23 protein-coding genes are annotated in these 26,259 nt (G+C 41.5%); 6 read left to right on the plus strand and 17 right to left on the minus strand.

Annotated features, from left to right (window positions below; genetic code table 11):
- Nucleotides 1-43 precede the first annotated feature (43 nt).
- On the plus strand, nt 44-1,156 hold the full coding sequence (locus PQ469_RS24325) for a WYL domain-containing protein (RefSeq protein ID WP_274209971.1): 1,113 nt from the start codon (nt 44-46) through the stop codon (nt 1,154-1,156).
- A gap of 110 nt (nt 1,157-1,266) precedes the next feature.
- Here PQ469_RS24325 and PQ469_RS24330 read toward each other — a convergent pair whose 3' ends face one another.
- The 4 genes from PQ469_RS24330 to PQ469_RS24345 are packed head-to-tail and all read right to left on the minus strand — an operon-like array spanning nt 1,267 to nt 7,346.
- Nucleotides 1,267-2,190 (minus strand): hypothetical protein, encoded by a 924-nt coding sequence (locus tag PQ469_RS24330; RefSeq protein WP_274209972.1) that lies wholly within the window; start codon nt 2,188-2,190, stop codon nt 1,267-1,269.
- Nucleotides 2,162-5,332, minus strand: a complete 3,171-nt coding sequence (locus tag PQ469_RS24335; protein WP_274209973.1) for a coiled-coil domain-containing protein — start codon at nt 5,330-5,332, stop codon at nt 2,162-2,164. Before PQ469_RS24335 ends, PQ469_RS24330 begins: the two co-directional genes overlap by 29 nt.
- Nucleotides 5,329-6,003, minus strand: a complete 675-nt coding sequence (locus tag PQ469_RS24340) for a condensin complex protein MksE (RefSeq protein ID WP_274209974.1) — start codon at nt 6,001-6,003, stop codon at nt 5,329-5,331. The genes PQ469_RS24335 and PQ469_RS24340 overlap by 4 nt, the downstream gene beginning before the upstream one ends.
- Nucleotides 5,961-7,346 carry a hypothetical protein gene (locus tag PQ469_RS24345; RefSeq protein ID WP_274209975.1) on the minus strand — a complete coding sequence of 462 codons (1,386 nt, stop codon included), beginning with the start codon at nt 7,344-7,346 and terminating at the stop codon, nt 5,961-5,963. The genes PQ469_RS24340 and PQ469_RS24345 overlap by 43 nt, the downstream gene beginning before the upstream one ends.
- A 77-nt stretch (nt 7,347-7,423) precedes the next feature.
- Between PQ469_RS24345 and PQ469_RS24350 the strand changes: the two genes are divergently transcribed.
- A complete protein-coding gene (locus PQ469_RS24350; RefSeq protein ID WP_274209976.1) occupies nt 7,424-9,004 on the plus strand; it encodes a hypothetical protein in 1,581 nt (526 codons plus the stop codon).
- Between the two features lie 134 nt (nt 9,005-9,138).
- Here PQ469_RS24350 and PQ469_RS24355 read toward each other — a convergent pair whose 3' ends face one another.
- From PQ469_RS24355 to PQ469_RS24365, 3 genes are read right to left on the minus strand one after another with little or no spacing between them, the layout of a single operon-like run.
- Entirely contained in the window at nt 9,139-10,086 is a 948-nt protein-coding gene (locus tag PQ469_RS24355; RefSeq protein WP_274209977.1) for a hypothetical protein, read from the minus strand.
- Nucleotides 10,079-11,881, minus strand: coding sequence for an AAA family ATPase (locus PQ469_RS24360; protein WP_274209978.1), 1,803 nt, complete (start codon nt 11,879-11,881; stop codon nt 10,079-10,081). Before PQ469_RS24360 ends, PQ469_RS24355 begins: the two co-directional genes overlap by 8 nt.
- A gap of 2 nt (nt 11,882-11,883) precedes the next feature.
- Entirely contained in the window at nt 11,884-13,611 is a 1,728-nt protein-coding gene (locus tag PQ469_RS24365) for a hypothetical protein (protein WP_274209979.1), read from the minus strand.
- 227 nt (nt 13,612-13,838) lie between these two features.
- On the opposite strand from PQ469_RS24365, the gene PQ469_RS24370 reads away from it, so the two are divergent.
- The 4 genes from PQ469_RS24370 to PQ469_RS24385 all read left to right on the plus strand — a co-directional run bounded on the left by PQ469_RS24370 (nt 13,839) and on the right by PQ469_RS24385 (nt 19,590).
- On the plus strand, nt 13,839-16,259 hold the full coding sequence (locus tag PQ469_RS24370) for a sacsin N-terminal ATP-binding-like domain-containing protein (protein ID WP_274209980.1): 2,421 nt from the start codon (nt 13,839-13,841) through the stop codon (nt 16,257-16,259).
- Nucleotides 16,260-16,328: 69 nt separating this feature from the next.
- Nucleotides 16,329-17,057, plus strand: a complete 729-nt coding sequence (locus PQ469_RS24375; RefSeq protein WP_274209981.1) for a hypothetical protein — start codon at nt 16,329-16,331, stop codon at nt 17,055-17,057.
- 722 nt (nt 17,058-17,779) lie between these two features.
- Nucleotides 17,780-19,111 (plus strand): tyrosine-type recombinase/integrase, encoded by a 1,332-nt coding sequence (locus PQ469_RS24380; RefSeq protein ID WP_274209982.1) that lies wholly within the window; start codon nt 17,780-17,782, stop codon nt 19,109-19,111.
- A gap of 407 nt (nt 19,112-19,518) precedes the next feature.
- A complete protein-coding gene (locus PQ469_RS24385; protein ID WP_274213847.1) occupies nt 19,519-19,590 on the plus strand; it encodes a hypothetical protein in 72 nt (23 codons plus the stop codon).
- Between the two features lie 22 nt (nt 19,591-19,612).
- On the opposite strand, the gene PQ469_RS24390 is transcribed toward PQ469_RS24385, so the two are convergent.
- The 10 genes from PQ469_RS24390 to PQ469_RS24435 form a co-directional block, all read right to left on the minus strand.
- Nucleotides 19,613-19,879, minus strand: a complete 267-nt coding sequence (locus tag PQ469_RS24390) for a helix-turn-helix domain-containing protein (protein ID WP_274209983.1) — start codon at nt 19,877-19,879, stop codon at nt 19,613-19,615.
- A 137-nt stretch (nt 19,880-20,016) separates the two neighbouring features.
- Nucleotides 20,017-20,688, minus strand: coding sequence for a hypothetical protein (locus tag PQ469_RS24395; protein WP_274209984.1), 672 nt, complete (start codon nt 20,686-20,688; stop codon nt 20,017-20,019).
- Between the two features lie 372 nt (nt 20,689-21,060).
- Complete coding sequence (locus PQ469_RS24400) at nt 21,061-22,020, minus strand: hypothetical protein (RefSeq protein ID WP_274209985.1); 960 nt, start codon at nt 22,018-22,020, stop codon at nt 21,061-21,063.
- Nucleotides 22,021-22,097: 77 nt separating this feature from the next.
- Complete coding sequence (locus tag PQ469_RS24405) at nt 22,098-22,376, minus strand: hypothetical protein (protein ID WP_274209986.1); 279 nt, start codon at nt 22,374-22,376, stop codon at nt 22,098-22,100.
- A gap of 56 nt (nt 22,377-22,432) precedes the next feature.
- The gene (locus PQ469_RS24410) at nt 22,433-22,891 is read right to left on the minus strand and encodes a PH domain-containing protein (RefSeq protein ID WP_274209987.1); all 459 of its coding nucleotides are present in this window, start codon (nt 22,889-22,891) and stop codon (nt 22,433-22,435) included.
- A complete protein-coding gene (locus tag PQ469_RS24415; protein WP_274209988.1) occupies nt 22,875-23,528 on the minus strand; it encodes a hypothetical protein in 654 nt (217 codons plus the stop codon). The genes PQ469_RS24410 and PQ469_RS24415 overlap by 17 nt, the downstream gene beginning before the upstream one ends.
- Nucleotides 23,476-24,246 carry a DUF4099 domain-containing protein gene (locus PQ469_RS24420; RefSeq protein ID WP_274209989.1) on the minus strand — a complete coding sequence of 257 codons (771 nt, stop codon included), beginning with the start codon at nt 24,244-24,246 and terminating at the stop codon, nt 23,476-23,478. Before PQ469_RS24420 ends, PQ469_RS24415 begins: the two co-directional genes overlap by 53 nt.
- Nucleotides 24,247-25,419, minus strand: coding sequence for a zincin-like metallopeptidase domain-containing protein (locus tag PQ469_RS24425; RefSeq protein ID WP_274209990.1), 1,173 nt, complete (start codon nt 25,417-25,419; stop codon nt 24,247-24,249).
- Nucleotides 25,376-25,840, minus strand: coding sequence for a M23 family metallopeptidase (locus PQ469_RS24430; RefSeq protein ID WP_274209991.1), 465 nt, complete (start codon nt 25,838-25,840; stop codon nt 25,376-25,378). The genes PQ469_RS24425 and PQ469_RS24430 overlap by 44 nt, the downstream gene beginning before the upstream one ends.
- Nucleotides 25,837-26,244, minus strand: a complete 408-nt coding sequence (locus tag PQ469_RS24435; protein WP_274209992.1) for a hypothetical protein — start codon at nt 26,242-26,244, stop codon at nt 25,837-25,839. Before PQ469_RS24435 ends, PQ469_RS24430 begins: the two co-directional genes overlap by 4 nt.
- Between the last annotated feature and the right edge of the window lie 15 nt (nt 26,245-26,259).

The raw sequence follows: 26,259 nt of genomic DNA on the forward strand, positions 1-26,259 counted from the left end.
GTCCCCTACAAATATATTATATTTGACATATTATTCTTGTAATATGCCTAAATTCCTAATCGGTGACATTGTCACAATTCTTTCCCACCCATTCACCGTAGAGACAACTGATATTGTTATAAGCGGCGAATATTTGATGATCCCGCCTATAATGGTTGTTAGTGAAATAATAGATCATTCTAAGGACACTCCAACGCTGCAAGATAAATTCAAATGCATATGGTTTTCGACAAAAGAAAATCAATTCAAGGAAAGTTATTTTTCTGAAGATGATTTAAAATCCCTACCGGCCGAAAAGAGTGATATCAGCGGGATCGCAAAAAATTCGTTGGTATCGTTAATAAGTTCCCCGCTGGAATTAAGTAAACGACGTAGTTTTTTGAATAGAGAAACGCAGCAACAGGTCACCAAAAACACCAGCTCGATAGCCGGGCTATTAACTTTCATCTCACCAGTAATGGCTGTTTTGGAAATTCGTGTCTTTGATAAATTAAAAGATAAAAAAACGTCTCCTGATATTCAATCCAAAAAGATTTATCCAGCACAGGTAGCCAAATGTAAATGGTTTGATTCAGTCTCAGAGAAATTTTCAGAGTGCTGGATACCGCTAGAATGTTTGGCCGCGTTGCCTGAAGTCCCGCAAAGTTTGTTAGCATTAATTGCTCAGGTCATCAAAGACCGGCATTACCTTAAAACCTCAACAACAGTTGTTCGACCTGATCAATTAAGTAATCGTAGCGGGCATTACTACTTAAGTTGTTTTGACTATGTATTGTATCAAAATCAGACAATTGCCCTTGATGAGATTATAGATCCGAGTGTATTGAGCAATCCATTTAAGGACTATGCCCCCCTGTTTAAAAAGCATGGTCGCAAGGTAAAAGAACTTAAACTTATGATCGATGTAGAACAACTTATTGAAAAATCGATAAGTGATACTAAAAATAATTATCTGGTCATTAAATACCAGGACAACTATAATAACTTCACTGTTAGGACAATCAGCAACTATGAATTGATTATGGGAACTAATCCTCTAGATCCTGCGGGTCTCGCCATTAAATATGTTCGGGCATATTGCCATTTAAGACAGGCAGATAGAAACTTCAAACTCAGTGGCATTGTGGATGTTTCGGTTTTAGATGCGGAATTTTGAAGATAGGATTAAACCACCTGAAACGACTTGAAGCTCGAAGAACTCCCCCCACTTCATAAAAGCATTCAAGACACGTTGGCGGCAATAAAGGCCGTGGAATTATTAGCTGCTTAGCTTAAGTCTAACATAGTGACCAGATCGTTGGATTCTTCGATGATCCATTGGTCTTGGGCTATAAGGGCATCTATGAGGATAAGTTGCCGACTATTGAAGACGCCTGCATTCGCTAACTCGTTGCGCTTTGCTTGGTTGTGCCATATACTGCGGTGTTCTGTTTCGGCTATGCTTTTTGGGGCTCCATTGGGCATCAGCAATTTGATGTTAGGGATTTTTTGTCTCACTAATGGATAAATGATAAACAAGCCGTCATAGTCCCAGTCGCAAGAATAATAAATAGGCAGTTCACGGGTTTGTGCGTACTGGAGTTTGGCGATGTTTTTTCCACCGGCATACCAAAGTTCTATATGGTGTTTACGGGGTTTATTGGGCTTGGTCAAAAAGTCCAGGTTTTCGCATAACACGATGATTTCCGGGTCTTCACATTCGAGGCGGTACATGTATTGCTGGTCTTTTTCATTGGAAAAATGAGTGACCTCTAAGATAACTTTCAGTGCGTCGACCACCGAGGAACGGTTGTCCAGGTATTTATCATTTTTGAAAAACATCTGTGATAAGCCGCGAACGGATTCATCGGCTTCGGCTAATTGTTTTCGGAGCTGATCAAGGTTTCCGGCATCTTTGTCGGCTTTGATCTTTATAAGTATTTGGATGTCTTTTTCTTCGAAGCGGCTTTGGGATTTTAACAGGTTGTTGGTGTTCAGAAAGTCCTGGTATTTTTCAAAATTGCGTTGGTAATGTTTTTCATAAAACGGGGCAAACCCATATTGGGCTACTAAATGTTTGCCTTGTTCCTGTATCAGTCGCAATGGATCGGCCAAGTACGCGATTTCGCCGCTTTCCCTGAGCGTTTGGTTAATGCTTACGTTCTCCCGGTGATAAAGTTTATCAAGCGCTTTGAGTACTGTCCAGTTCATTGTTTTTTCGCTGTAAATAAGTGCGCAGGTCTTCAGCTTTATCTTTGGTTTTAAAATACGAAGCTGAGGGTGCGAAATTGATATTCTTGTCTTTTTTGCCTTTGATCAGGTGATGAGCGTACCAATCGTCAGCTAGTGTAGTGCGGAATGGATGGGGTGCCATTGTGATGATCTGGTAGCCGAACTCTTTGGCAATGGCGGGAAAAGTGTTAAAGTTCGAATTGTCCAGGCTCCCGATCTCTTCCAAAATAATAAAGCGTAAACCTTTCCGTTTTTCAGCCTGGACAAAGGATAACCGGGCAATGCCGAGTAGTGCGATAGCTGAGTACGTTTCGCCGGTACTACCGGGAATCTCTATATCGAACTCATCGGTTAGCTGGACCTCCAGTTTGAAATAGGTCTTGGGATCTAAGAGCTTCGCGATAGGGACCCGTTCCGATAACCTGGCGGCCCGTTTGAAAAAATCCTCGATAAATTCGCTGATCGGTTTATCGAAGGGTATTTCCCCATCTTTTGCCGCCGTCCTGACGCGCTGTCCGATATCTTCGATAAGGTTGATATTAATCTGTTTATCATCCTGGAAGTCGATCTTGAAAAAGAAGCGTTCGCTGATCTGCCTGCCCTTGAAGAAAGTATTGATGGATTGAACGACGTTTTTATATTTCTTGTAATGTTTAAGCGTGCCTTCAAACACTTTCACCATGTTACTTTTGATTTCATCGGCGATCTTCAGGCGTTCGATATTGGCATTATGTAAGGCTTCAGCAATATTGTCGGTGGTTTTGATCTTCCCCCCAAGTAGGTTCTCTTCCATGACACGAAAAGAAAACGTTTTGTGGGCGATCTCGGCATTCACCGCGTCGTTGGCGTTATTTTTCGTCTCTTCAAAATGTGCCGCAGTTTGCCGGTATTTTAATTCCCGTTCTTTTTGGGCGTCTGCTGTTTCTACGCTTAAAATCTCCGCAGTTTTCGCTAAAGGCCAGGATTTATAGGTTGACAGGTTTTCTTCGTAACGCTGGTAATAAGCGGTGTTTTTCAGCTCGAATGTTTGATTTTTGAGCAGTGCGGTTTGAGCCAGTCTGGTTATTTGCTGGATATAATCAGCTATTTTTTCGTTGTTGGTCTTGATCTCACCTTCCAATCTGACGGAAAATTTGCTGACGGCAGTTTTACGGTCGAGTTGTTGCTGATATCGGGCTTTCAATCGTCTTTTGAATACTTCTGGTTCTGCACCGTCGTGCGCGACCGGGACCTGCTCAAATACTTCTTCCAATTCCGACCGCAGGGCCGAACGAGAAATTTTCAAGTTCATGATCTTATTTTCTAACTGTAGAATACAGCCGACCGCCTCTTTTAACTTTTCAATACCCGAATAACTTTGCAAGAGGGGATCAAAACTCCGGCCAAGTATAGCCGTGTCGTAAGCCGATCCACGTTTAAAACGATCCAGTTGCTGGAGTTGTGCGGCCAGGCCGTCATTTTCCAGGCGTTTACGATTGGCTAGATCTGCTGCAGTAAAGGATAAAGATTGGGCCATTGGGTCATAGGCAATAAATTCCGAAAGCGCACCGAGCTTGAGCCAGAAGCCTTTATTGGTTTCATCGATGCTGATTTCAAAATCCCTGAACAATGCCTCGGTATCCAGGAAACGCGGATCAGTTAGGGGATTAACCGGCTTTTTTACCGGTGCTGAGGCAAAATAGAGTACAGCTGAACGTTGTTCAGGGCTTAAATTCAGGTTTTGACCGGACAACCAATGCAGCAAGCTTTCCGATGCACTATTTTCCAGTAATGAAATCAAGCGGTCATTAAGTGTCTTTGCTTGGGTTAACCGGTTTGTTAAACTACTGATTGCTTGTTCTTGCTCCTGCCAGGCGGTATCAATAGCTCCCAGGGTGGGAAACTTTTGTAAAACGGTAAAAGCAAAATTGACCAGGTCTTTGATATCCTCTACTTTACGCAGTTCCATGTCGATCGGACGTGCCTGGTTTTTCCAGTCCGGATGCGGCACAACGGGCTTTAATGCTTCCAGTTCATTGATCGCTTCATTCAAGTCTTCGATCCGGTGGGTTAAATCACCGTAGCGGGTATGAAGATCGACGTGGCTGTCGGCAATTTTTACGGCTTCCGTTAACGCCCGCTCCAATCGCGGAAGCTTTTTGTTTTTAGTTTCAAGCAGCCTTTGATGCTTTTGAAGTTCAACAAGCTCATCTTTACCCGCCTTTTCTTGTGAAGCGATTATGCCCAGTTCATGATAGAGTTGACTTAGTTCTGTGATCAGCAATTCTTTTTCGACGGCTTCGGCTGCGATATCTAATTGACGAAGTACTGTTAATTGCTCTTGCTTTTCCTCCAGCGACCGGATGTCTGTATGCAAACGGCCATATTCCCTTAATATCTTTTCCAGCGAAAGCTGCTGCTGCTGGTAATCGGTCAACAGGTCTTTTTCTTCGTCCTCGAACAGAAACTCTTTGAGGCTTTTGGAGGCGGCAGACGGGCTTAAATTCAAGGATTTTGCTTTCGAAAATGACTGGATCACTCGGGCAAACGCTTTCAGATTGCCCTCCGCTGACAGGTTGATCGATAGCACTTCCTTATCAAATAAAAACTGGTAATACTGCCGGACATCTTCTTTTTTCCGGAAAGTTTTCAGGTAGATACCCTTATCCTTCAGCCCGGCCGCCAGCATTTTAGTATCGGGTATGCTCGTGCCGCCTAACAGGAAATCTTTCGCCCAGGGAATTTCTTGTTCAGTAAGTGTCAATTGGTTGATATCTGCATCCAATTCCGGGGTTTTCAACAGTACAAATGGAGCGATCCGGGTACCAGATTGGGCGCTTAACGAAATTCCGATAGCCAAAAAAGCCCCCTGTTTAACTTCGACATTGAGGAAACAATAAGCCACCCCGACCCCGTAAGGTAAGGTATAGATGCTGCGTTTTTCATTCTTGACCGCATCTGTTCCGAACTCGATCAGGTCAGTATCATAAATAAATAATAATTGCATCAGATCGGCGATCACCGATTTACCGACACCATTAGGGCCGATAAAGTCGGTACGCAGCGGGTGAAAGAGATAGTCGTGTACGTAATGCTTCAGCATACCGACGGTGGAGAGACTGTAGATCCTGGGATAATTCATATTTGTTTCCCCGCTTTTACTTTTTTTGAAAAGGCTGCTAGATCCTGAAGCTCGGTTTCATAAAGTTCAGCTATCCGGTGAATACTCGGATTGATAACAAAACAAAGCTCTTCCTGCCCGGAAGATGATTGCGTTACCCAGCCGAGGTCATTAAACTTCGTGATAGCTACTTTGAACCGGCGTTCGGCCGATTGCCATTCGGGGTCTGTATATTCCGTTCGGAGTTCCGGGAACAACATCCGCTGTAGAGCTATTCGGTTATCGCCTGACTGAATATCTTCCCTGATCATTGTCCAGGAGATTTTCTTTTCCGGATCAAAGAAACGCGTAAAATACATATCCAGGAGCATCAAGGCCGTAACGGTCTGTAGCTCCGTGAGTGCCCGGTAACGGGATGGGTCGCTTAACTTTCCCTTACCGGCATCAAAGAAATTGAGATAATAATAGGTCGAGCGGTCAAACATCTTCCGCCCCAGTTCCATACCGTATAGCTGACGATAGTAATTTTGAAAATCACGATAGTAATCCTCCAACACGGAAAATATCCCGTAATCCGTGACCAGGATATGCCGGCCCGACAACAGTTTGATATTCAAATCGGCAAAATACCGGGCGACCGTTTCTTCCATCAGGAAACGAAAGTCCGCAGTTTTTTCATTTTCATTTTCCATATCGTCAGGCTCGTATTTTTCAATTCAAAGGGCTGGGGTATTATCTCCAAATGGTGTTCCTCGTGCTCGGATACATATTGGGTAAGTTCTACAGCGACATGATAGGCCACGGTGAGATCGTTTTCTTTGACCAGGATAGCTTCCATGAGGTCCCCTAATTCCAGTTCTTCCTGTGCTGCCAACAACTTTTTACATTCATCCACCCAAAAGCTAATCACCTCCTGTTGTTTGACTGCTGCATCTATCAGCTGCATTTCCTGACGCTGGTAATCCTCATCGATCTCTGGTTCAGCGATAAGATTTGACCGCGTCAGGCCGTAATCATAGTACTCCGGGTAATGAAATCTTATTTTTTCGAAAACCAAACCTTTAACCAGGGCTTTGTTAACGAACGGCAGTTCATCTTCGCGGTAGGTAGTATTCTCCAATACTGTTTGGTATAAGCGCTTGACCTGTATCCTGAAATGCGATCTGGCTGAAAAATTCTCATGCAGTTCGCTCAATTTTTCGCTGGCCCGGTGTATCTGGCGCCGGATATTGCCTATCTTATAATCGATGGTTTCAAAGAATGCCTCGATATCTGCATAAATATCAGTGGCTTTTAACCAGTTCATTTTCAACTGCGCCAAATGCTGATTTTCCTCCGCAGTTTCCGGATGTTTAAAATCCTCGATCTGCTGGTAGAAGCTATCCACATGTGTTCGGAGAGAACGCATAAACCGGTCTTTCGAAGCGATGGCATCGGCGATATCTTCGGCCCGTTCACCGAAGCCGTGAAACACCAATACGAATTTTTTGACCATCTCGGTCGCGCTGTCATCCGCCGAATTTAAAATGGTGTTTAGTGACTCGTAGGATTTTTCCAGTGTATCTTCCAGCGTTTCCAAATGGTCCTTCAGGATGCGCTTATGCCCGGAAACGAACTCCCGCCCAAACCTCCGCTCCATATCATCAATGGTCCGGATCTCATTCAGGCGTATACTAAAATACTTTTCAAAGTTGGCCTTTAATTGAAAATCCTTGTAAGGGTTGTCCAGTTTACGCAGCATCAATTCAACCAAACTCTCGGCGTGATCGGTCAGGTAATACTTTCCGGGTTCCAAAGGCACATTCCGGATAAAATAGTGAATGAGTTGTTTAATGATCTTTTCCGTCTGCACCGTTTGTGCCTCGTCATACCTGGCAATACTATCAAGGATATATTTAATATCACTGCTTGTAAAGTGCCGCCCCAGCGCCTTGGACTTAATCCGTTGATAGAGCTCAATGACCAACAGCCCACCCTGATATTTCGATGGCAGCAGTTGGTCATATTTGTCAAAAAGATCGCTGGATTCAGGCATTGGATAAATTAGGTATTTACTAATATCCGATATTATTTTTAATATTCCGTAATTGCTGAATAATACAGCCTAACCTCATGTTAGAAAAAAAAGACACTTCTTTAAAGACGCTTTATGAATATCTGCGCAAGTTCCATCTTTCGGACAGTCTGATTTTGGTGGGTGCCATCAATTCGGCATTGAAATACGGAGCCAAGCAATTTTGGACAGATGGCATTCATCCCTCCGTTATCGGCTGGCTGAAAGCACATTGTAGTGATGAGCGGGATTCCTTTAGTATTTATACCGGAACAACCAGACTTGCCCGTTTTTTGTTGTTGTCAGGTGCTAACGACTACCGGGATAAATCATTGTCATTAAATGATCAGTCTTTTGCCATCGCCCTGAACATGGCGGGGAATATATATGAGCGGGAGCTGGAACGGAATATTCTGGCCCCGGATTTAGCTTCCGTTCTGGGAAGAACATCGCAATGGCAATTCCCACTCCAAAGCGACCAGGCAGCATTATTGGGCAGGGCGTACCTTTTATTCGTTTTATTGGCCGAACAGCCGGTTTCCGGTTACTCTTTAGAGCAGAAAATGCGCGAGTACTTTAATATAGGCACTTTCGAGTTTATGGCCACCGGTATGATCATCTGGATCAAAACGGACGGCTATGAATATGATCTGATCGATATTTTTATACCCGGGCTAAAAAAAGTCGCCACAGAAAAAAACCAGCAGACTTTTTTGCGCCTTTCCTCCGGTACTCCTGAGGCTTACCGTCGGCTAATTCGCGGAAATGATTGGAAAAACAGCAACAAGTTATTGGATATCTATGCCCTGGACCCATTTTTGGCCATTCCTGCAATAGAGATCGCCCGTTCAACAACATATAAAGCTGGTGGTTTTGTGATACCACAGCCGCATTATCTGTTCGAGCGGGCATCGCATGGGATGTTTTATTTGTTAGCTAATAAAGAGCAGGCTTTAGCGAAAGCAGCGGGAAATAAAGGCCAGAATTCATTCCGGGTAGAATTCGGATTCATCTATAGGAATTATGTGGGGATGCAACTTGACCAGGATAATAGCAATTTTGACTTTATTGATCTGGATAATGATTTCAACCATACGTCCGGCGGAAAAATGCCTGACTTCGCAATTGTTAAAAATAACGCTTGTATCCTATTTGAAGTCAAAACAACATTGTTAAATGTAGCCGCCAGATCCTATTATGAACCAGAGGTATTGGAATCAGAAATAAAAAAAGGTGTTTTTAACAAAGCGCTAGATCAGTTACAATCATTTGCGGAGGCTGTTCTTCAGGGACGGTTAGATGATCCGAGGTTTAGAAACATCAAGCGGGTTATTAAGGTATTAATTGGCTACGATGATATTTTTGTCTTAAATACGCTGATCTTACCTTTGCTAAACAAACATTACGGCAACAAAGCGGAGCATTTGCAACTGGCCTGCGTATCCGACGTTGATGTGATGGGAACGCTCGTAGCCGAAAGACGGGATCTCGTTAAAATGATTATCGAAAAAGTAGATAGTCCTGAAAAGCACTCTTATGCGTTTATCGCAGATTGGGAAAAGAAAGCTTCCATCAATAACCCTGTGCTCCGGCGGGCATACGATGATTTAATGCTGCGTATGGCCGGTCCAAGCGTTTAACACAGGAGTTTTTACTATTTCTAACCTATACTGACTCATCTGTTTTTACTCTGCAAGTATTCCTCTCTTTTAAAGTCAAGGTTGTCACCTTCCCTGTGAAAATCGAGAAGTTCTTTTAAATCCATAATTTTAAGTTATAAGGACAGCAAGGATTTTAAATCCATGGATCCAAACTCGATGACCAAATCTCTTTTTATTTTCGAAAACGGGGATTTGTGTAATTCCGTTTCTTCATAGTTGGTATTAAAAATCATTTCGTAGGCGTCTATTTTCGATGAACGACTAATATTGATGATACTTTCAATTTGCTCCTTGGGATAATTCATGGCGGCAACCAGGGTTCTCTTAGCAACTGGCTTAAATTCGTTATAGATAATTTCCAGTTTAAAAAGATCATTGTTACCTGCAAACCTGGCATCCCCGGATATATTATTTAAAACTATGTTGAACCCGGCCCCCTTTTTTGATATAATGTCCTGGATTTTTTTATAACCACTAAAAGTAAAAACACATTCATTGCCAAAACCTTTAAAGTATGGATTCAAATGAGTGGACGGATTTGTAGGCAACATATGTTTGAAGGAGCTGTTACAAATCCAGCATGACGGAATCAGATTGAAAAAAGATAGGCCAAATAAGGGATGGTCACCTTTAGACAAGAAATGATCAAGCGGGGGACGTAAAATCAATTCTCTTCTTTTTACCCTTTGAATGGTATTTACAAAATTAATATTACAATAAGGGCATGTAATCAATCCAATATTATTACACAAATCAAAGGCATTATACACCGCAGTAGTTTTATCAAAAAAGGTTGATGGGTTGAAAACTCTTTTTAAAGCTTCAATAACCTCATTAGCGGGTTTAGTTGGGAACGCACCCATCACCGCAATTTCTAACGCAGTCATTTTTGCGGGTTTCACCGACAATACTTTTCTGATTTTGATATCGTCCGTAAAGTATGCCAGTAAAAAAGAATTCACCGCTCTATTGAGCCTTGTCTTTACTTTGGGCGTAAGTGAATCGCAGTGCTGATTTACGAATTTATTTAATTTGAAGTCTGATAGATTAATTTTAAGCATACCTGATCTCCCGTAATTTTTTTATCATCAACTGCTTAATTATAGGTTCGTCGATCAATAGAATTCGTTCCATTAAGTTACCTGTGAATATCTGGACTGCATTTTCAATATTTTCAATATCGTTTAAAATGTCATTGATATATTGTTTGGCAAGATCACCAATTAAAGAACTTTCTATAAAGAAATCGTTGGCCAGAAGTACGCTGGTATTTTGTGCGAAAGTGCCGAATGACTCTTCCTTATACCGCCGGTTTCCATCTTCTGTTTTTTTGAACAGGTGAACGCGTTCTTTGGGAAAGTCTGATAGTACGAGCGGCGAATGGGTCGCAATGATTAATTGAATTTTATATTCCTTGAAAATGGCATTTAAAAATTTACAAAGAAAGCTTATATACTTTATCTGCCAGCTTGGGTGCAACCCTATTTCGCCTTCATCTATAAAAATGAGTAGGGGGCGATGTTTTTCGGTCAAAGAAGATTTTACGACATGCATTCGTGAAAAAAGGTCAAGGAACATTTTTTCACCACTGCTAAAGTTTCTCCAGTCGAAGGAAATGAATTTATGCAGGTTGGGTACGATATTTCTTTCAACACCTTCTTTCGGCGCTACATAGTTTAATACTTTGAATAATTCCGTAATCGCGGGGTCATCGACGGAAACTTCCAGCACCAACAAATGATTGGAATCTGTAAAGTATATGCCTGTTTTTCGGGAGGAGAGCAATCGGTATACAATTGCAATTAATTGAGGAAAAATAGAGCTTTTAAAGAGGTCATCGTTTGCAAAAAACTTTTCGATGAGTTTTATCAATTTATTAGCATACTTGCTTTTAAATTCTATTATCTCTTTGGCTAAATCATCTGAGTAATTATGATGAAGGACTCCTGGAGTTTTGATGCCGTTGATGGATAGGAAATACATAGATAACAGGTTCCTAAGAAACAAGATCTTGGCAATGACTTTTTTCTTGGATTGATCCTCGGAGTGCTCCCTTAATTGCGTGGCACAATCTGCAGTAAGTTTGTCGAAAAGTGAATAGCCCCGAGCTGAAATATCTTCCTTGTTGGGATTCAATCTGTTAAAATGGATATTCAAAGTTTTTGGCAATTCAAAAGGCAGATCAAATTCACCCTTTGTTTCATTGATAAAGTTGATTTGTCGTTTGCTGTTTTTGGTTTTATGAAAGAGAAAATCGTGGTTTGAATCCATATACCCGCCATTTTTATCCAGATCTTCCATCACTATTTGTGTCAGGGAAATATCGAAAATTTGGGGTTTACCATCTTTTGCAAAAAAGTCAATGACGTTAAAATCGAGAAAGGGAGAATAATAAATCATGGGACGGTCCAGGTCGTAATTTTCGAAAGCTGAATGTTCAATCCTGATTTTCTCCATTCCTGCGCCTACTTCCGGCTGAACGTTGCTCTCCCTTAAGGAGTGTATGATAAAAACCGTTTCAAAATCCAGTTGGTAGACCATCAAATATTTGTAGTTGTTTATATAATAATCATCCTCTCCGTCTGTGGGCATCAATATTTCGGTGATAGTTTTGAGAAGCGTCGTTTTTCCTATTCCATTTTCCCCGGCAATAACATTGATATCATAGATATTTTCACCTAAAATCTCCTTCAAATAATTCCTCCTCTTCGAGATGTGAATTTTTTCACCATCGAATTTAATGTCAAATTCGTTGGTTAAATTCAACTCAAAAGGCAGGAAATTATCATAATCCTCTAAATACAGGTATAAGAGACTATTCATATCAAAATTTGGTTTGGCTGTTTTAGATGGCATGATTAAATTTCCTCAGACAAAGTGTTGGTTTGTAAATTGAATGATTGATAATATACCTCAAGGTTGTAGTTATCCCTAAGATTTTTAAAGTAAGTGGCGGCTTTCGTTGTTACTTCAGTTTGGGTTACGACGATCATTTTTTTTGCTTTTTTCCGGTCAGGCCAAAGCGCATATTCCATCAACTGCCCTACTGCCTCCCGAATTGAAGTGAGCAGGTTGGTGTAGGACTTGATCTCATAGAATATTTTCTCATCCCCATCCTTTACAACGATATCGATACGATACATTCCGTAACCAGCCCAATGTTCCCGTTTTACATTTTTTCTGCCATATTTCTTCCTTAATTTTTTTGCAAGCGCCTTGCAAATCTCCTCATGGAGGTATACTATTTCAATCGGTCTCGGGGGTGAAACATAAGTCCTTTTTCTTCTCCGGTCAACTTCAGTATCTTCGTTTTCCTCCGGTGGGATAAATGGAAAGTCGTCGTCCTGATCAGGCGTTACAATTAAATATTCTTCGCGAACAAACATTAAGGTGTAACGCTGTGCCCGATAAACAGGGTGGTCTTCCGGCAACTCATAATAAGGGTCATTTAGTTTTAAGTTTTCCGGCTTAAACCGGATATTGAACAAGTCAATCCCCTGATATTCTGAGAATCCTTTGATGTTGGCTCCTGATGCGATGATCTGGTTTTCCATCTCTCCCAGCCACCCCTGGGCACGATAATGATCAGTGATCTCGTTGGCTATATTGGTGTCAATGACCTCAAGGCCGGCAATCTCGCCTATCCAGTAACGAAGTTTGGTGGTATCGTTAATGCTATACAACCATATATCATATTTTTTACCGATGTAAGCTGCCTGGTATTTTCGCACCGGTTCAAGAAATCCGTAGTGATAACCGTCAATTAGTTTACCAGTATCAAAAAGCCATTCTTCATGACCATAGCCATAGCGCCTTTCATGGGCGGAATCATCGGCGCTTTTACCATCGGGACCGGATGGCATCACCCATCCATTTGAATTCCAGGTTAACCGCGATGCCCTTGCCTGTGTTTTAGCATAACCAAATAATAACTCAATATCTTCGGGCCTGGTAACCTTAATCAGGGTTTTCCACCAATCCCCGGCACCCTGTCCGGAGGGTTTTGGACCGGAATATAAAAATGGATTATAATCCCACACTACTGAAAGCTGCCCGGTTGAAATATTGTCGATACTTTTTACCGTACCAACTTTCACGATGTCAACAGTATTTTGCTTCCTTGCAAGGTAACGTATGCCAATACGGTCATTGACTTTTACTTTTTGTAATTTTTTATAGATAACCAAGCCTTCGCCGGTGGTTAGGTCATGGTCAGTAGCCCAGTATTTCTCCCTAACAAAATCATCTAACATGTTGACTTGATCACCATATTTTCCGAAATAGCTGGCACCCACCCAAAATCCCGGATGGTCGTATGGAACGTCTTGAACGATAAAGCGAATCGTAAAGCCTAATGAGGAGATAAAGTTTCTTGAACTATCGTTGCTTTTAAAATCGTCGGGGTGTAGTTTTTCGCCTGCAAATTCACTCGCAAGTTGGACCAGATACTTAAATGGGTAAGGTTTTCCAGCGGATTGAAGCCAGTATTCGTTCCATAAATGGCTATTGGGGACACCATCTTCCTCGATTTTAGCAATTGCAGCATGAATATGTTTTTTGGCAATAAAATCAAGTTGATGCGCCATAAGGATGATAGGGTTAACAAAAAATAAATATAGGCGATATTAGTAAAGAAAAACAATTCAATCTTCCCTGATAAGCCTATAAATTGCCATAATTAGAATCAATACTTTTTGAACGCCTACTAAAAAAATAAATGGTTAGGTATTTCCATCTGCTAAAAAAGCTTTACCTTGACCATTGGCAAGGCCTACCTAAACATAAACCGCCAACCATCAAATCACAATTATTTATGACACCTATTGAATATGAAATAACACCGGAAAGACAAATTGCCGTTGATAAGGCAATCATTGAAGATGAACTTTCGGATCTTAAAAAACACGCCACCAATATGCTATTGGATTTTGGCAGGTTCAACGATTTTTCTTCTAATCGGGCCATCTGGGAACTCGTTCAAAATGCATGTGACCTTACTAAGCACTGTGAGATCACACTGGATTACAGAAACGAAAAATTCGCATTCACGCATAATGGCCGACCGTTTACTTCTAATTCCCTTATTTCTTTAATTAAACAGGTTTCAGGTGATAAGGATGGATTGAGTGAAATACCGCCTGTAGGCAAATATGGAACCGGTTTTTTGACAACGCATTCCCTTGGACGAAAATTTGTACTCGACGGTTTTTTGGAGACCTCCGGACAGTATATTGAAATTAAAGACTTTCTTATTGATCGCAGTGATAAAAAATGGCCGGAATTAAGTAGGCAGATCAAATTACAAAAAGACAAAGTCTTTGAAATCATCGGAAAAGGAACGGAAGTATTTCCGGCTACTTTTTCAACCACATTTACCTACCTGCCAGAAACAGACCAGGAAAGAAATTATGTTAAAGAATCCTATCGTGACCTAGAGGAATACCTTCCACTTATTCTTACAATCAATAACCGATTAAAATCTGCAAAAATTATTTCTAAGGATGGTAATGAAACGTTATTTACCCGGTTGGAAAAGGAAAGCATAATCAATGAGGAGGAAATTCTACTTTATAAAACCACTGTGCTAATAAACAATGATGAAAAAGTAGTTTATTCTATTGCAGAAAATTACCGGGAGATTGAAATCATTTTGCCCATTAACAAAGATCACCAACTATTTACCTTCTCAGACAGGGTCGCAAGGCTGTTCTTGTATTATCCCCTTGTTGGCTCTGAACATTTTGGGATGAACTTTATAATCAATTGTAATAAATTCATGCCCACTGAACCAAGGGACGCTATCCATTTATTTAGCGAGAAGGACCAGTTTAGGGATGATGAATCAGTAAACCAGGTGCTTATTGAAAAAGCGTCAGACCTGCTATTCAAATTTTTGGACAGTACTTTAATACCTGTTGAAAATCCGCTTTTGTATGCTGATATCAATTTCAAAAGGGGGTCAGATGACCTTCTACAAAATAAATATTTTACGTCGCTTCAAACCAAGTGGATCGACGAATTCAAATATCTGACTATAGTCAAAACGAAGGATGGCTATAAAAATGCACTGGAAGTTTTCTTTCCCATTCCAGAATTATTGGAGAATGATAAATATTTCGACTCTGTTTACTACCTCGCCGAAAAGTTCTTTCCTGTCATGCCAACGAAAGAAACCGTCAGGGAATGGAGCAATTTTATAGCCAACTGGGGATTTGAAAAGGCAAATTATATTACCAACGAAGTCATTGTCGCCCATATTGAATTAAATGGTCTAAGCGACTTTGAATTTGATCACCTGAAAAACTATTACGATTATTTGCTGGAAGCCGGGCTTGAAAAAATGTTTATGGAATATGAGTTGTTGCCAAATTTGGATGGAGTTTTTCAGCCATTCAATTTGCTCAAAATTGCCCAAAATATCGACAAGCCATTAGTGGAAATTGGGAAGAAGATGATACCTAAAAGCATCGCTCAATTAATAGATCCCAGATTTAAATTCAGTTTTCCATTTGACAATTATAACCGGCGGAGTTTTTCAAATAGCATCACCAACAAATTAAATGAGGAGGAATTAGAGGATCTTATTTGTTTGCCGAAGGACTATAAAATTGAGGAATTTGATTTCGATGAGGAGCCGGGAGACGAATTGTACGACCTTGAAACATTTTTGGCATTACTGGATTATTGCAAGCTGAATTCGAGCAAAGACTCAAATAGCAAGCCCATGAAATTGATGTCCCTAATCAGTAAATATTATGGGGTAGACGCTGCGCTAATTGAAATAAAAACTATTAATTCCCAGGATGAGGACCTTGAACAACGGGCAGGACAAAAGAAAATAGTACAAATATTCCTAAATACGTTATACCAGCATACTTCAGAATGGGTTGAGGGTCATATTGACTTTATTTATGAAATTATCAGCTATAACGAAGATCGTTTTAAGGATGTGTTTTTAAGTTCTGAAATTTATCCTAATCAGGTATTTGGCTTAGAGCTTATCACTAGCCTTAAAAAAGACGGCGGCATTACTGACGATATTTACAAACTTTATAATACCGTCACTAAAAAAGAAATTGGAGAATTCTTAGGCCATAAAAAATTTAACGAGTTCCTGATTGAAAAAAACGAGGAAATGACTAACAAAACGCTGTCCACGGTAATTGAAGATATAATATTTGGGACGGATATTACAGACATCAATGAACATCCCTTTAAGTCGGAAATACTATGAATAATTTCACAAATCCAAGTCGAACCTTATAAGAGTCTTTTTACAAGGATTGATACCCATAAGGCAGCGATGATGTTAAGTATTGTGACAAATGAAAGCACCAAGGACGACATTTTTTCTATTGTAATCCTGGAGGAGAACCAATTAAAAGCGCTCGGAAAAATTATTAAGCGTCCCAATTTTGAAGACATTCTTAATAAGGCAATTGACGCCATCAGGCTCGAAAAAGAAAGAGATTCCGATTGGGAACATAAATACAAGATAGGAACCTACATCGAGGACAAAATAAGACTCAAGCTGGGTACTGAATTGTCGGAAAAAATTAATATTGACAAAGGCAAAAAACTGGAAGCGGAAGACATACAGGGTGGACAGGATATTGTGATTTCCTTTAACGGTGATCCATTATATTACATTGAGGTGAAGTCACGATGGGATTCTCGAAGTTCGGTTTCTATGAGCAAATTACAACTTGAAAAGGCCTCGAAAAACATTGAAATATATTCGCTGATTTCGGTCGATGTGACAAAATATAATGGCGAAGGGGACCGTTACCAGCTAAGTGAAGCAGAAATTATCCCTCTTATAAAAGTTCTCAATGGCTTAGGTTCCGAAATATTTCCACTCATCGAAAATAACTTAATCGCAGAAAGCGACGTGTCGTCCGCCGTAAAATTGATTGATTTTAGAGGTATCATCAACCAAGACACTATTAAAAACGGATTTGAATTTGATTTTTTTGTTGATGACTTAGTTGCTTCTTTAACCGAAAAAGTGAATGCGTTAATAGGTATGTAAAACTAACTATGACCAGTATTTAACATACTGTAACGATGGATTAAAAGATGACTAATATGTTCGTTAGGAATGATATTCGTTGAATTCTACACAAAAGACTGCTGAATTAACGCAAAGATTATGAGTATTCTATCTATAGATAGATTAACCAGGCAATTGATTGTAATTTTTTCTTCTATTATTATCAATAATAACAAATAGAGTTCATTTTCAAAGATCCATCGTTTATAGTTTAAATAAGCATGTTTTACCCTTGTTTTACTTTTCTGCAAAATCAGAATCCAGATAAAGATTTTTATCCAACCTCCGTACCAACCTCTTGCATACATTTTACCAATTGAATAGCAATAATTAACTTATATTCAAGTATTTAAATATGGTTTTGGATTAGTATTGTAAGTAATTCATTTATGGAAAATGATGGGATAAATCACAAAAAAAGCACTTACAATTCCGTAAGTGCTTGGTAATCAGTGGAGAATATCGGAGTCGAACCGATGACCTCTTGCATGCCATACGGCTTTTTTCAAATTATACCTGGTTATACTTTTCAATCAATTATCTAATTATCAATATTTTATGTAATTTTTTATACTAATTTATTTGGTGCTTTTAATCGAATATCACTACATTTGTTTTATCACAGGTTTATCACAGCTGTGAATTTTACAGACCACTTGCATGTTCGCTTGCATGCATTAAACACCATAAAAAATATTGCTATGGAAATTGCAGTAAAGCCAATACTTTGGACCTATCGAAAGATATTAGACACCGAAAACAACTACGTCATGGGTGAGCATGAGGTCAGAATCAGAATGACGCAGAACAGGGATCCCAAATACATATCCACGTGTTATAGCAGTTCCATTGAAAATTGGGATACCGAAAATAATTGCCCAAAATCTTCTCATCCTAAATACAAAGCTTTAGTTTCTAAGATAAAAATGATGGAGGATGATATACAGTATGAAATCAAGACCGCTGAGAAGGCTGGTCGCCTGATTACACACGTTGAAATTAAAGCCGCTCTTACTTCCAAGGTAAGCCTGACCCCTTCGGCTGAAAAACCAAATAAGATACTGGCTTATATACAATCCCTTATCGATCATTATGACGCAATTGATAATCCAGGGTATGCAAATGTGTTTTACAACAACAAACTGACCGTGAAAAAACTGCTTAAGGACAAGGATAAGATGTTCCTTGCCTTTACGAAAGCAGACCATGAAGCTTATGAGCGGCAAATCTCTGGGACAAGTGAGTCAACAAGAAGTCATTACCTGAGAACCTACTACCGGGTTTGGAACCTGGCGATTGAAGATGGATTATGCACCAAGGACCACCATCCCAAAAAGTACATTAAATTCAAAGCCTATAAAAGGATCAGGACAAAGAAGAGGTCGATCAAATCAGACTATTGGGAGAGACTGCTTAACCTTAAGCCGGCGAAAGATACGCGGATCTACCGGTCTCACCTGCTCATGCAGTTTATGTATTATGCAAGGGGAATGAATTTTAATGACATGATAAAGCTAAAAAAAGAACAGTTTGTCAATAATGGCATAGTTTATAAACGCTCCAAGAATAAACGGAACTATGATTTTGAATTGCATCCGGAGGCTGTACGGATCATCAATTTATTTGAAGAGTTTCACGAGCAGTCTGATGCGGGCTATATTTTTCCTTTTATCATGAAAGAACATGATACGGCTAAGAAAATTGATGTAAGAATTGATTCCGCTTTAAAGGATTTTAATGAAGATGCTAAAGCTATGGCGGAGGCTGTCGGATGGAATAAACAATTTACCTCAAATGCCCTGCGCCATGGGTTCGCCAGCCATTTAAATGAGGCGGACGTCGATATCAAAATCATCCAGGAGGCGATGGGACACGAAACACAAGCTGATACCCGTATTTATTTAGCAGACTTAGAGGACAGTACTATAACCAATGCTATAAACGGAGCGCTTATTACGCGGGGCAGTAAAAAGAAGCAGGCATCACATCAACCTGCGGCCGAATTGAATGTACAAACTAAAGAGGTTGCTTAGGTTAAATATCCGAGGTTAATATGACCGAGTGGCGGGCTGACTAATAACCTATGCCTATCAAACTTAGTCTCAATAAGGGTGAGTGCATTTTAAAGGCTATCTACCTTTCGATGTCAAAGAAGAGATAAGGAAAATGAAACAAAACTGATGAGGTTTAATTCATCCAATTACCATGCAAAGCGCTTTGGGGAGACGACCACGGTAATTGCGGATTGGTACAGAGACCCAATTATTACGGAATACCTCACACCACCAAAGATAAGTATGGGTCACTGGTTCGAGTCCAGCCTTACGAGCAAAAACTACTAATTCAATATTGGTGGCTTTTTTTATAAATCAAGTTTTTTTACGAGGCTGTAAAATGAATTTTTATAAAAATTGTAGCAGACGAGCTGGCAGAAAGAAAAATCCGCGTAAACATTGTTAGTCCTGGCCCTATTCTGACGCCAAGACTTAAGGTGGAGAATTACATCTACTGAATCGGTTCCCGATCCTACTGGCTTACAATGAAGTATATTTAGATTTAGTAAGGTAATCATCGATTTCCTCAGCGCTGTAATAACAGGTGCCGCCTAATTTTCTAAAAGGTATCTGGCCGCGGTTTCTTAAGTTCTGTAAGGTAATTTCGGATATGCCAAGCATCTCCATGACATCTTGCGTTTTAAGCCATTTCCTGGGTTGTTTGGTGTTGAGTAGGTTTTCGATATCAGACAAAAGTTGCACCCGGAATTTTTCCAGGTCATCAACAGTTAAAACCTGTAGTGACATGTATTATGAAGTGAAAGATTTTTTTAAGTGTAACCGGCAACTATCCGTTACACCCGCAAGGGATTGCGTTGTAATCCGCTACTAGAATTTGCGGTATTGAAGAGGTTAAAAAAATATGTTGCTTCCCGAAACAGGTTTTATCTGCCCCGCTTTTGGCGAATTTCTTCATTGCGTTGTTGCTGAAGCCGGATATTATTTTCTATAATTGCCGGCAGACCTGTTTCCATCAAAGGGATAACTTTAGCGGTCAAATTTTCTGTTATGGGATATTCTCTCAGCAGTTCTGATAAATCAGCCCCATATTCACGGGCGACTGCAAAAGGGTCAAGTTTGAGTTCATTTGGTATTTCAAGAAGCACGACATGCTCCGGAAATTCGGTTAGGTTTTCCGGTGGGATGTAAAGCTCATGCATATGGGTATTAAAAAAGCACAGGTAATTATCACCATAATCGTCCATCTCAAAATCATCAAAGCTGATGTTTTTCCAGGGCTGTTCAGTCTCCCTCATTTGCCTCAATCGCCAGTCCACAGTGAAATCGGTTCCGGCAAAATCGATGTGCGGTAATTTACCTGACTGGCGAATTTTCAAAAGTTCAGCAGCCTTCTGTTGCTGAACCGGGTCTTCCATCCTGATCCTTATTTTCTCAAGCCTTTCCTGCTCGTAGTCATTGATAAGGGCTTTAAGAAATGTGTTAGCAATATATTCCTCCCAACTTTTGTGGGATTGCGGAGAAAGCCGATGATTTTGCATCAGCATATTATCCATTTGAATAATATCTTGTTCGTGCCAGGTTTTAAACTCGGCCATTGCAGCATCGAAATTTTTATGCTCCGCGAATTTTAGAACAAGTTCTCCGCGAAGCAACGGGCCATAAAGATCAATCAGTTCTTTTTCGGTTATTGTCCCGGTTGATTTAAACAGGTGCTGTTTGGTAGTGTCCATAAAAATTAAGTATGGGGTTATGTGTAGCCGATAAGACGAGATAAGTGCAAAATAAAAGTCCCCAAACACTTGCTGTTGGGGACTTTCAACCTAAACCTTATCACAAAAGCGGGATAGAAACCGCTTAGATGTTACAAAAATAAAATATTAATCGGATCAATACTGCTTGATCCCTGGCCCTATTCTTCGCGTCAGTATAATGGGTTTGTGAGCGCTAAAACCAGCGGGGCCAATGGCTTATTTGCTGCCCCAACCGGCATCGGTTGTATGATCACAAGCTTCTGAGCTATCAAACACGCATTGGATCAAATAGCGATCTACATTCAGTGTGATAGAATGATAGGTTAAACTTCCGTCTACACGGCTCCCCAAAGAATGTAAATAATCCATGCGTTCATCCATCACATAGAAATTTCCGAATAATGCGTCACAGTATGAGCAAGACGCCGCAAAATAGCTACTTTTTATCGTGTTACTATATTTATAACCTACAGGTGTAATTTCCTTATCATGCTGTCGGAGTGTAGCGACAAATTCAGCAATTAAGTCAGCCGTATTCCCTTTGATTTGATTTAATGAAACAAGGCTATGGTAATATTGCCAGGTGACGTCATTCCAACTATTTAGTTGCCGATTCGGAAAAACGATTCCGGTCACTGTTTTGATCTCCCTTTGACATTTCCAACAGGTACTGCGCATAATTTCCAGGTTAACCGATTGAAATCCCACCATCGGTCCTGCATAGGTAACCGTAGTATTCCAAATTTTCGCAAACCCGCTGCGCAGATCCTCATAATGAATTCCATCAAAGGTCATTTGAGACTTTTTTTCTCTGCTACAGTTTATCCAAATAAAGTTTGGGCAATGGATCAGTAGCTTTTCAGAAATAAAAACACCTGTGTTTCCTAAACGCATCTCGGCAGTTTCCTCATTGATCACGATCAATAGTGCATCTTTGAAAATAAGATCATCCCTTAATGTTAATAGCTGCTCTTTATTTTCAGGATTTAGGTCTAAAGAAAGCGGCAGCACTACTATGTTAACCAGCTTTTTTTTACCGTCAGTCAGTGCCACAAAAGCATGGCTTATGCTATAGAATTCCTTTTCAGGTGTCTTTTCTTTATAGAAAATTCGCCGGCTATCCGGCAGGCTATTTTGCAGTTCAACAGCTACGAAATCATAAAAATCATCTTTCATTTGTAAGAATTCTTAAATCAACTTGCAAATTAATACGATCCGAAGCGTTCATGGCCGGGACCTTAATAAAAATAACATTAATACTGGCGATGAAATATGGAGTTGCGTATATAATCGTTAAACCTGCGCTGGTACTCCCTTTCCTGATTTATTCTACGTTTTATCACCGAACATCTCCAGGTGCACAAGGCTATGGCCAGGAAGGCGACTGACAGACAGGTCAATGTTTCCTTCCTGGCTTCAGCTGCTTGTGCAACAGTCAATTCAGCTTTGCTGTGTTTTCTGCCTACTGCACCAAAAAAGCAAAACATGGAGATCACACAGGTCAATAATATGTTTCGAATTATAGCTTTCATAACGCTGATTTTTTAATTAAAAATACTAATTTACTTAGTAATGTCCAAGCATTGTTTCAATTTAATTCGTAAATATTATTGTTATGCCGGGCCTGCTGAACCCGCTCCCGTATGGTGTCCGTGATCGCCGATTCCGGGATACCCTGAAACAGTACTGTCTGATTTTCTACATCCGTAGTTTTCAGTGTCAGACACATCAATTTACAGACCAGGAGCACAAATGATTGGGTAATGATGTAATCCTTTACCCTGAACATTTCTACCTGGTCCACCCGCTTAAAGAATATCCCCTGGCTAATCTGGATATATTCTGTTGTTATTAAATACCGGAAACTACGGATATAGAGCAGCCTGTACCAGGCCCCGCCGCAAACGGCGAGGCTGAACAGGATAAAATACGGCGACAGTGTCCAGGCCAGAAAAAGGAAAGCAATGGCCAGTACCATCAGCGGCAACGCCTTAAGAAAAGTATACAGCCTTGCCGGCTTTAATAAGATATCATCGTTCTGTGTCATGTTTTAATTGTTCTAGAAAGGTTGGAGATCCGGCCGCTTTGGCGGTTCGGAAACGGGGCCGAATGCCGAATGCTTCCTGAAAAGTATGCAGGGAAATCTGCTCAGGGATAAAAGCCCGTAAATGATCGCCATGATGGATATGGATTACAGGTTCCCTATAAAGGATCCTGATCGGAATATTTTTAATAGCAGCAGTCAATTTAATATCGGTGATATGCCCGATCAGGTCTTTACCAAATACCAGGATAACTTTTCGTCCAGGGAAATGCTGTCTGAGCCAGTCCCCTTGTTCTGTATGCAGCCTGTTGCCGATCGCCACAAAAGCCAGTTGCTCCAGCCGTGTAAAGCGATGGCGGTTAAGTGTAATAAACGCCATTGCCTCCATAACCGAATAAGTAATGATCAAATGTGTCGCATGGGGCAGCCCTGCCACCCAAAGATTTTGCGTGGAGGGCACAATATGATAACCTGAACCAAAACGTTCAAACTGATCACCATAGCTAAAGGAAAGTTCATTTCCTGCATGAAAAAAGGCCTGGACTTCTAAAGGAATGCCAAGCCCTGTCAAAAGATGATTCATCCTATTACCGGCCTTTGCGCGATTGTCCCCGTTCAAACTCGTGCGGTTTAAATCCATGCTGGTTCTCGATATCCTTGATCGCCTGGTAATAACCGGGGCTTAATTTCCCGGCTGCGATTGGGTCACGTTTCTTGTTGAATAAGGTATTCAACCCTTTAAATACCATATAGGACAAGCCACCATCCATCAGGATGGATGCAACAAGCGCCAGTTTATTGGAGCGGATGCCATGCTTGTCTGTGGCCGAATAGCTGAAGCGGGTGCCGTCCGGGATCTGCACTTCCTTACCCTTTCGGTATTGCTCTTTCTGGGCCTGGGTAAGAAATTCGTTATTGACCATATCCGGGGCCAGGATCTTCTCGGTATCCGAAACGATAAACTCTTTTGTTTCCGTGTCGTATTCAACGAGCATTTCCTTTTTATTGCCATGGTTATCAAGGGCGATCCGAAGCACGCTGCCTACTTCACCCTTTTGCAGTTGCATCGCTTCATTTTTAGTCAGGAGATCCGGAATCTCAGGGTCGCGGTAAATCGGGTGGATCAAAAGGTCCAGCTGGCCCTTTTCATTTGGTTTCAGCGATATTTTGGCATTGATGGATTTGATCTTGATAGTGTCTGTTTCCAGGTCATGCAATTCCATTAAGCTTGTGCGGCGACCTGAAAGCAAAGCTTTCAGGTCATCGACATTTAACAGGAGCTGACCGCCTGAGGCCAGCCCGATAGTCTCCAGATCCTTGAGCGGGAGATCATTTTCGTGAAAAGTTACCGGGTTCATTTATCGACCAATTTTTTGTTGCTGGCCCAGTTCCTCGGACTGGCCTTGTTCTTCCTCCAATACCATTTCCGATTCGCGAGGGTTGGTTTTGGCCTCCAACAGGGATTTATAAAGGCCATATTCCGGCTTCAGTACCTTGCGGGTACCTTCGGCATCTTCCACCTTGATACTTTTGGTCTTATAGGTTTCGAGCACCTTGTAGGTGGTGTCCATATAGGCTATTTCGTCGCCTTTTTTAAAACCGGCTTCGGCACCCTGCTTTTGTTCCCTTTTCTGATTAACGCCTAACAGCAGGTTTGCGATTTTTTGTGCATCCCTGGAAGCTTTGGCAATTTCAAAAGGCTCGTCCTTTAAGATCTTGGCAAAGGTGTTCATGTAGGCGGCCTGCTGGCCAAAGTTATGACCGATCTTTAATTCGCCGCCGATAAGAACAGCCGCGATTGCCGCGCGCATTTCCTCGCGGGCATAATCCATGGAACCGAATTTGCCTTCCATCGGGCGGTTCAGGCGGTCTTCATGGCCGGTCCAGTGTGCCAGCTGATGGATAGCGACCTGCAGGTATTTTACCTCATTGTCAAATTCCTCCGGTTCGGGAAGGAAAATCGCATCGCGCTGCTTGTCGTAAAAGGCTTCCTGCCCGCCGTGAATAATGATCGCCTTGCTGTCCTGGATCAGTTTTGTAGCGCGCTCTGTCGGATCCAGCTTTTGTTCCGAATCCTGCTTTTGCAGGAACTCTTCCAAAGGCATGATATCATTCATTTGCTCGGCGTTAAAAAGGAAGGCCTGGCCGCGCTGCGGTTTATCGAATTCTACCGTTTTGGTTTGTGTCACCCCATCTTTTTTGATGCGGTCGCCTTCTGCGGTGCGGATGGCCTGGATATCGCTTGTTTTCGGGAACTCGATCAGCGTACCTTTTTCATCCTTTTTCACCCAGTTACCGGCGTAACGGGCGGCATCGGCCGACATCCAGCGCGGATCGTCGTGGCGCTGCATGCCGAGGATCAGCGCATTCATGGCGCTGTAGCCTTTACCGGTGGTCGGATTGACGGGTGTGACAAAGGCGGGCAGGCCGTTATCCTTAACCGGTTTTTGAAACAGGGAATTACCCTCCTTGATCTCCGCGATCAGCTTATCTGAAAGCTGAACGGGAAGTGCTTTGAAATTTTTGCTCATTTTCTTGTTTAATTAGCAGTTCGTATAAAAATTTAAGTGGATTGACGTATTTGTGCCTGTAGCAGATACTGAAATGCAGGTGCTCGCCGGTTACTCGCCCGGTTGCTCCGGTGACGCCGATAGGCTCCCCTGAGCTTATACTATCGCCGGGGAAAACGAACACCCTGCTCAGGTGGCCGTAGACCGATTCGACCCCGCCATGAGCCAGCCGCAGATGGAGACCAAGGCCGTCATTATAAGAAGCGGCCGTGACCTTGCCGTCGAGAATCGCATAAACCGTGTCGTGGCGGGCCTTCAGGTCAACGCCGGCATGCAGCGCGTACCCGCCGCTGAGCGGGTGGATGCGGTAACCGTAGTCAGAATTTATTTTCAGGTGTTTGAGCGGAAGACAGACCAGGCAAATGCTGATCAGGGTTTTCAACGGCTGTAGGCTTTGGACAGTTCCTGCTTTTGCGCGGGGCTAATGGATTCTAATACCCTTTCCTGCACACCGGGGTGATCGTTGGCCAGTGCCAGTGCGGCATAAAGTGCCTGCGAGGTTCCCCTGTCCTGCAGCAACATGATCTTGTACATCGCCTTGAAATCATCGAGCGGCATGGATGAACCGTTATTGGTGAGATCGTCAAAAACCTGTTTTTTGTCTTTGAGCATCAGCACCTGCGGGGCGGGATAATAGGCCTCGCCCCCTTCGGGAAAGCGTACATAATTCTCGGTTTCAGACCTGGCATAGGTCAGGACACCAATTTGTCCCTTATTCCTGCCGGTATCGTTTTCCAGATCCGGCTGCACCAGGACGAGTGTCCCGGCTAACGTTGCATTTTCCATAATATTTACTGTTTA

The organism is Mucilaginibacter sp. KACC 22773 (genome assembly GCF_028736215.1).
In the GTDB taxonomy this organism is placed as follows: domain Bacteria; phylum Bacteroidota; class Bacteroidia; order Sphingobacteriales; family Sphingobacteriaceae; genus Mucilaginibacter.

Bases quoted from the DNA above. Each gene is read 5' to 3' on its own strand.
- PQ469_RS24365 (WP_274209979.1), bottom strand. From the start codon at position 13,611: ATGGCGCATCAACTTGATTTTATTGCCAAAAAACATATTCATGCTGCA.
- PQ469_RS24330 (WP_274209972.1), bottom strand. From the start codon at position 2,190: ATGAACTGGACAGTACTCAAAGCGCTTGATAAACTTTATCACCGGGAG.
- PQ469_RS24425 (WP_274209990.1), bottom strand. From the start codon at position 25,419: ATGAGCAAAAATTTCAAAGCACTTCCCGTTCAGCTTTCAGATAAGCTG.
- PQ469_RS24375 (WP_274209981.1), top strand. From the start codon at position 16,329: ATGATGTTAAGTATTGTGACAAATGAAAGCACCAAGGACGACATTTTT.
- PQ469_RS24345 (WP_274209975.1), bottom strand. From the start codon at position 7,346: ATGCCTGAATCCAGCGATCTTTTTGACAAATATGACCAACTGCTGCCA.
- PQ469_RS24325 (WP_274209971.1), top strand. From the start codon at position 44: ATGCCTAAATTCCTAATCGGTGACATTGTCACAATTCTTTCCCACCCA.
- PQ469_RS24355 (WP_274209977.1), bottom strand. From the start codon at position 10,086: ATGCTTAAAATTAATCTATCAGACTTCAAATTAAATAAATTCGTAAAT.
- PQ469_RS24370 (WP_274209980.1), top strand. From the start codon at position 13,839: ATGACACCTATTGAATATGAAATAACACCGGAAAGACAAATTGCCGTT.
- PQ469_RS24395 (WP_274209984.1), bottom strand. From the start codon at position 20,688: ATGGCCGAGTTTAAAACCTGGCACGAACAAGATATTATTCAAATGGAT.
- PQ469_RS24400 (WP_274209985.1), bottom strand. From the start codon at position 22,020: ATGAAAGATGATTTTTATGATTTCGTAGCTGTTGAACTGCAAAATAGC.
- PQ469_RS24420 (WP_274209989.1), bottom strand. From the start codon at position 24,246: ATGAACCCGGTAACTTTTCACGAAAATGATCTCCCGCTCAAGGATCTG.
- PQ469_RS24415 (WP_274209988.1), bottom strand. From the start codon at position 23,528: ATGGATTTAAACCGCACGAGTTTGAACGGGGACAATCGCGCAAAGGCC.
- PQ469_RS24360 (WP_274209978.1), bottom strand. From the start codon at position 11,881: ATGCCATCTAAAACAGCCAAACCAAATTTTGATATGAATAGTCTCTTA.
- PQ469_RS24380 (WP_274209982.1), top strand. From the start codon at position 17,780: ATGGAAATTGCAGTAAAGCCAATACTTTGGACCTATCGAAAGATATTA.
- PQ469_RS24335 (WP_274209973.1), bottom strand. From the start codon at position 5,332: ATGAATTATCCCAGGATCTACAGTCTCTCCACCGTCGGTATGCTGAAG.
- PQ469_RS24350 (WP_274209976.1), top strand. From the start codon at position 7,424: ATGTTAGAAAAAAAAGACACTTCTTTAAAGACGCTTTATGAATATCTG.
- PQ469_RS24435 (WP_274209992.1), bottom strand. From the start codon at position 26,244: ATGGAAAATGCAACGTTAGCCGGGACACTCGTCCTGGTGCAGCCGGAT.
- PQ469_RS24340 (WP_274209974.1), bottom strand. From the start codon at position 6,003: ATGGAAAATGAAAATGAAAAAACTGCGGACTTTCGTTTCCTGATGGAA.
- PQ469_RS24405 (WP_274209986.1), bottom strand. From the start codon at position 22,376: ATGAAAGCTATAATTCGAAACATATTATTGACCTGTGTGATCTCCATG.
- PQ469_RS24410 (WP_274209987.1), bottom strand. From the start codon at position 22,891: ATGACACAGAACGATGATATCTTATTAAAGCCGGCAAGGCTGTATACT.
- PQ469_RS24390 (WP_274209983.1), bottom strand. From the start codon at position 19,879: ATGTCACTACAGGTTTTAACTGTTGATGACCTGGAAAAATTCCGGGTG.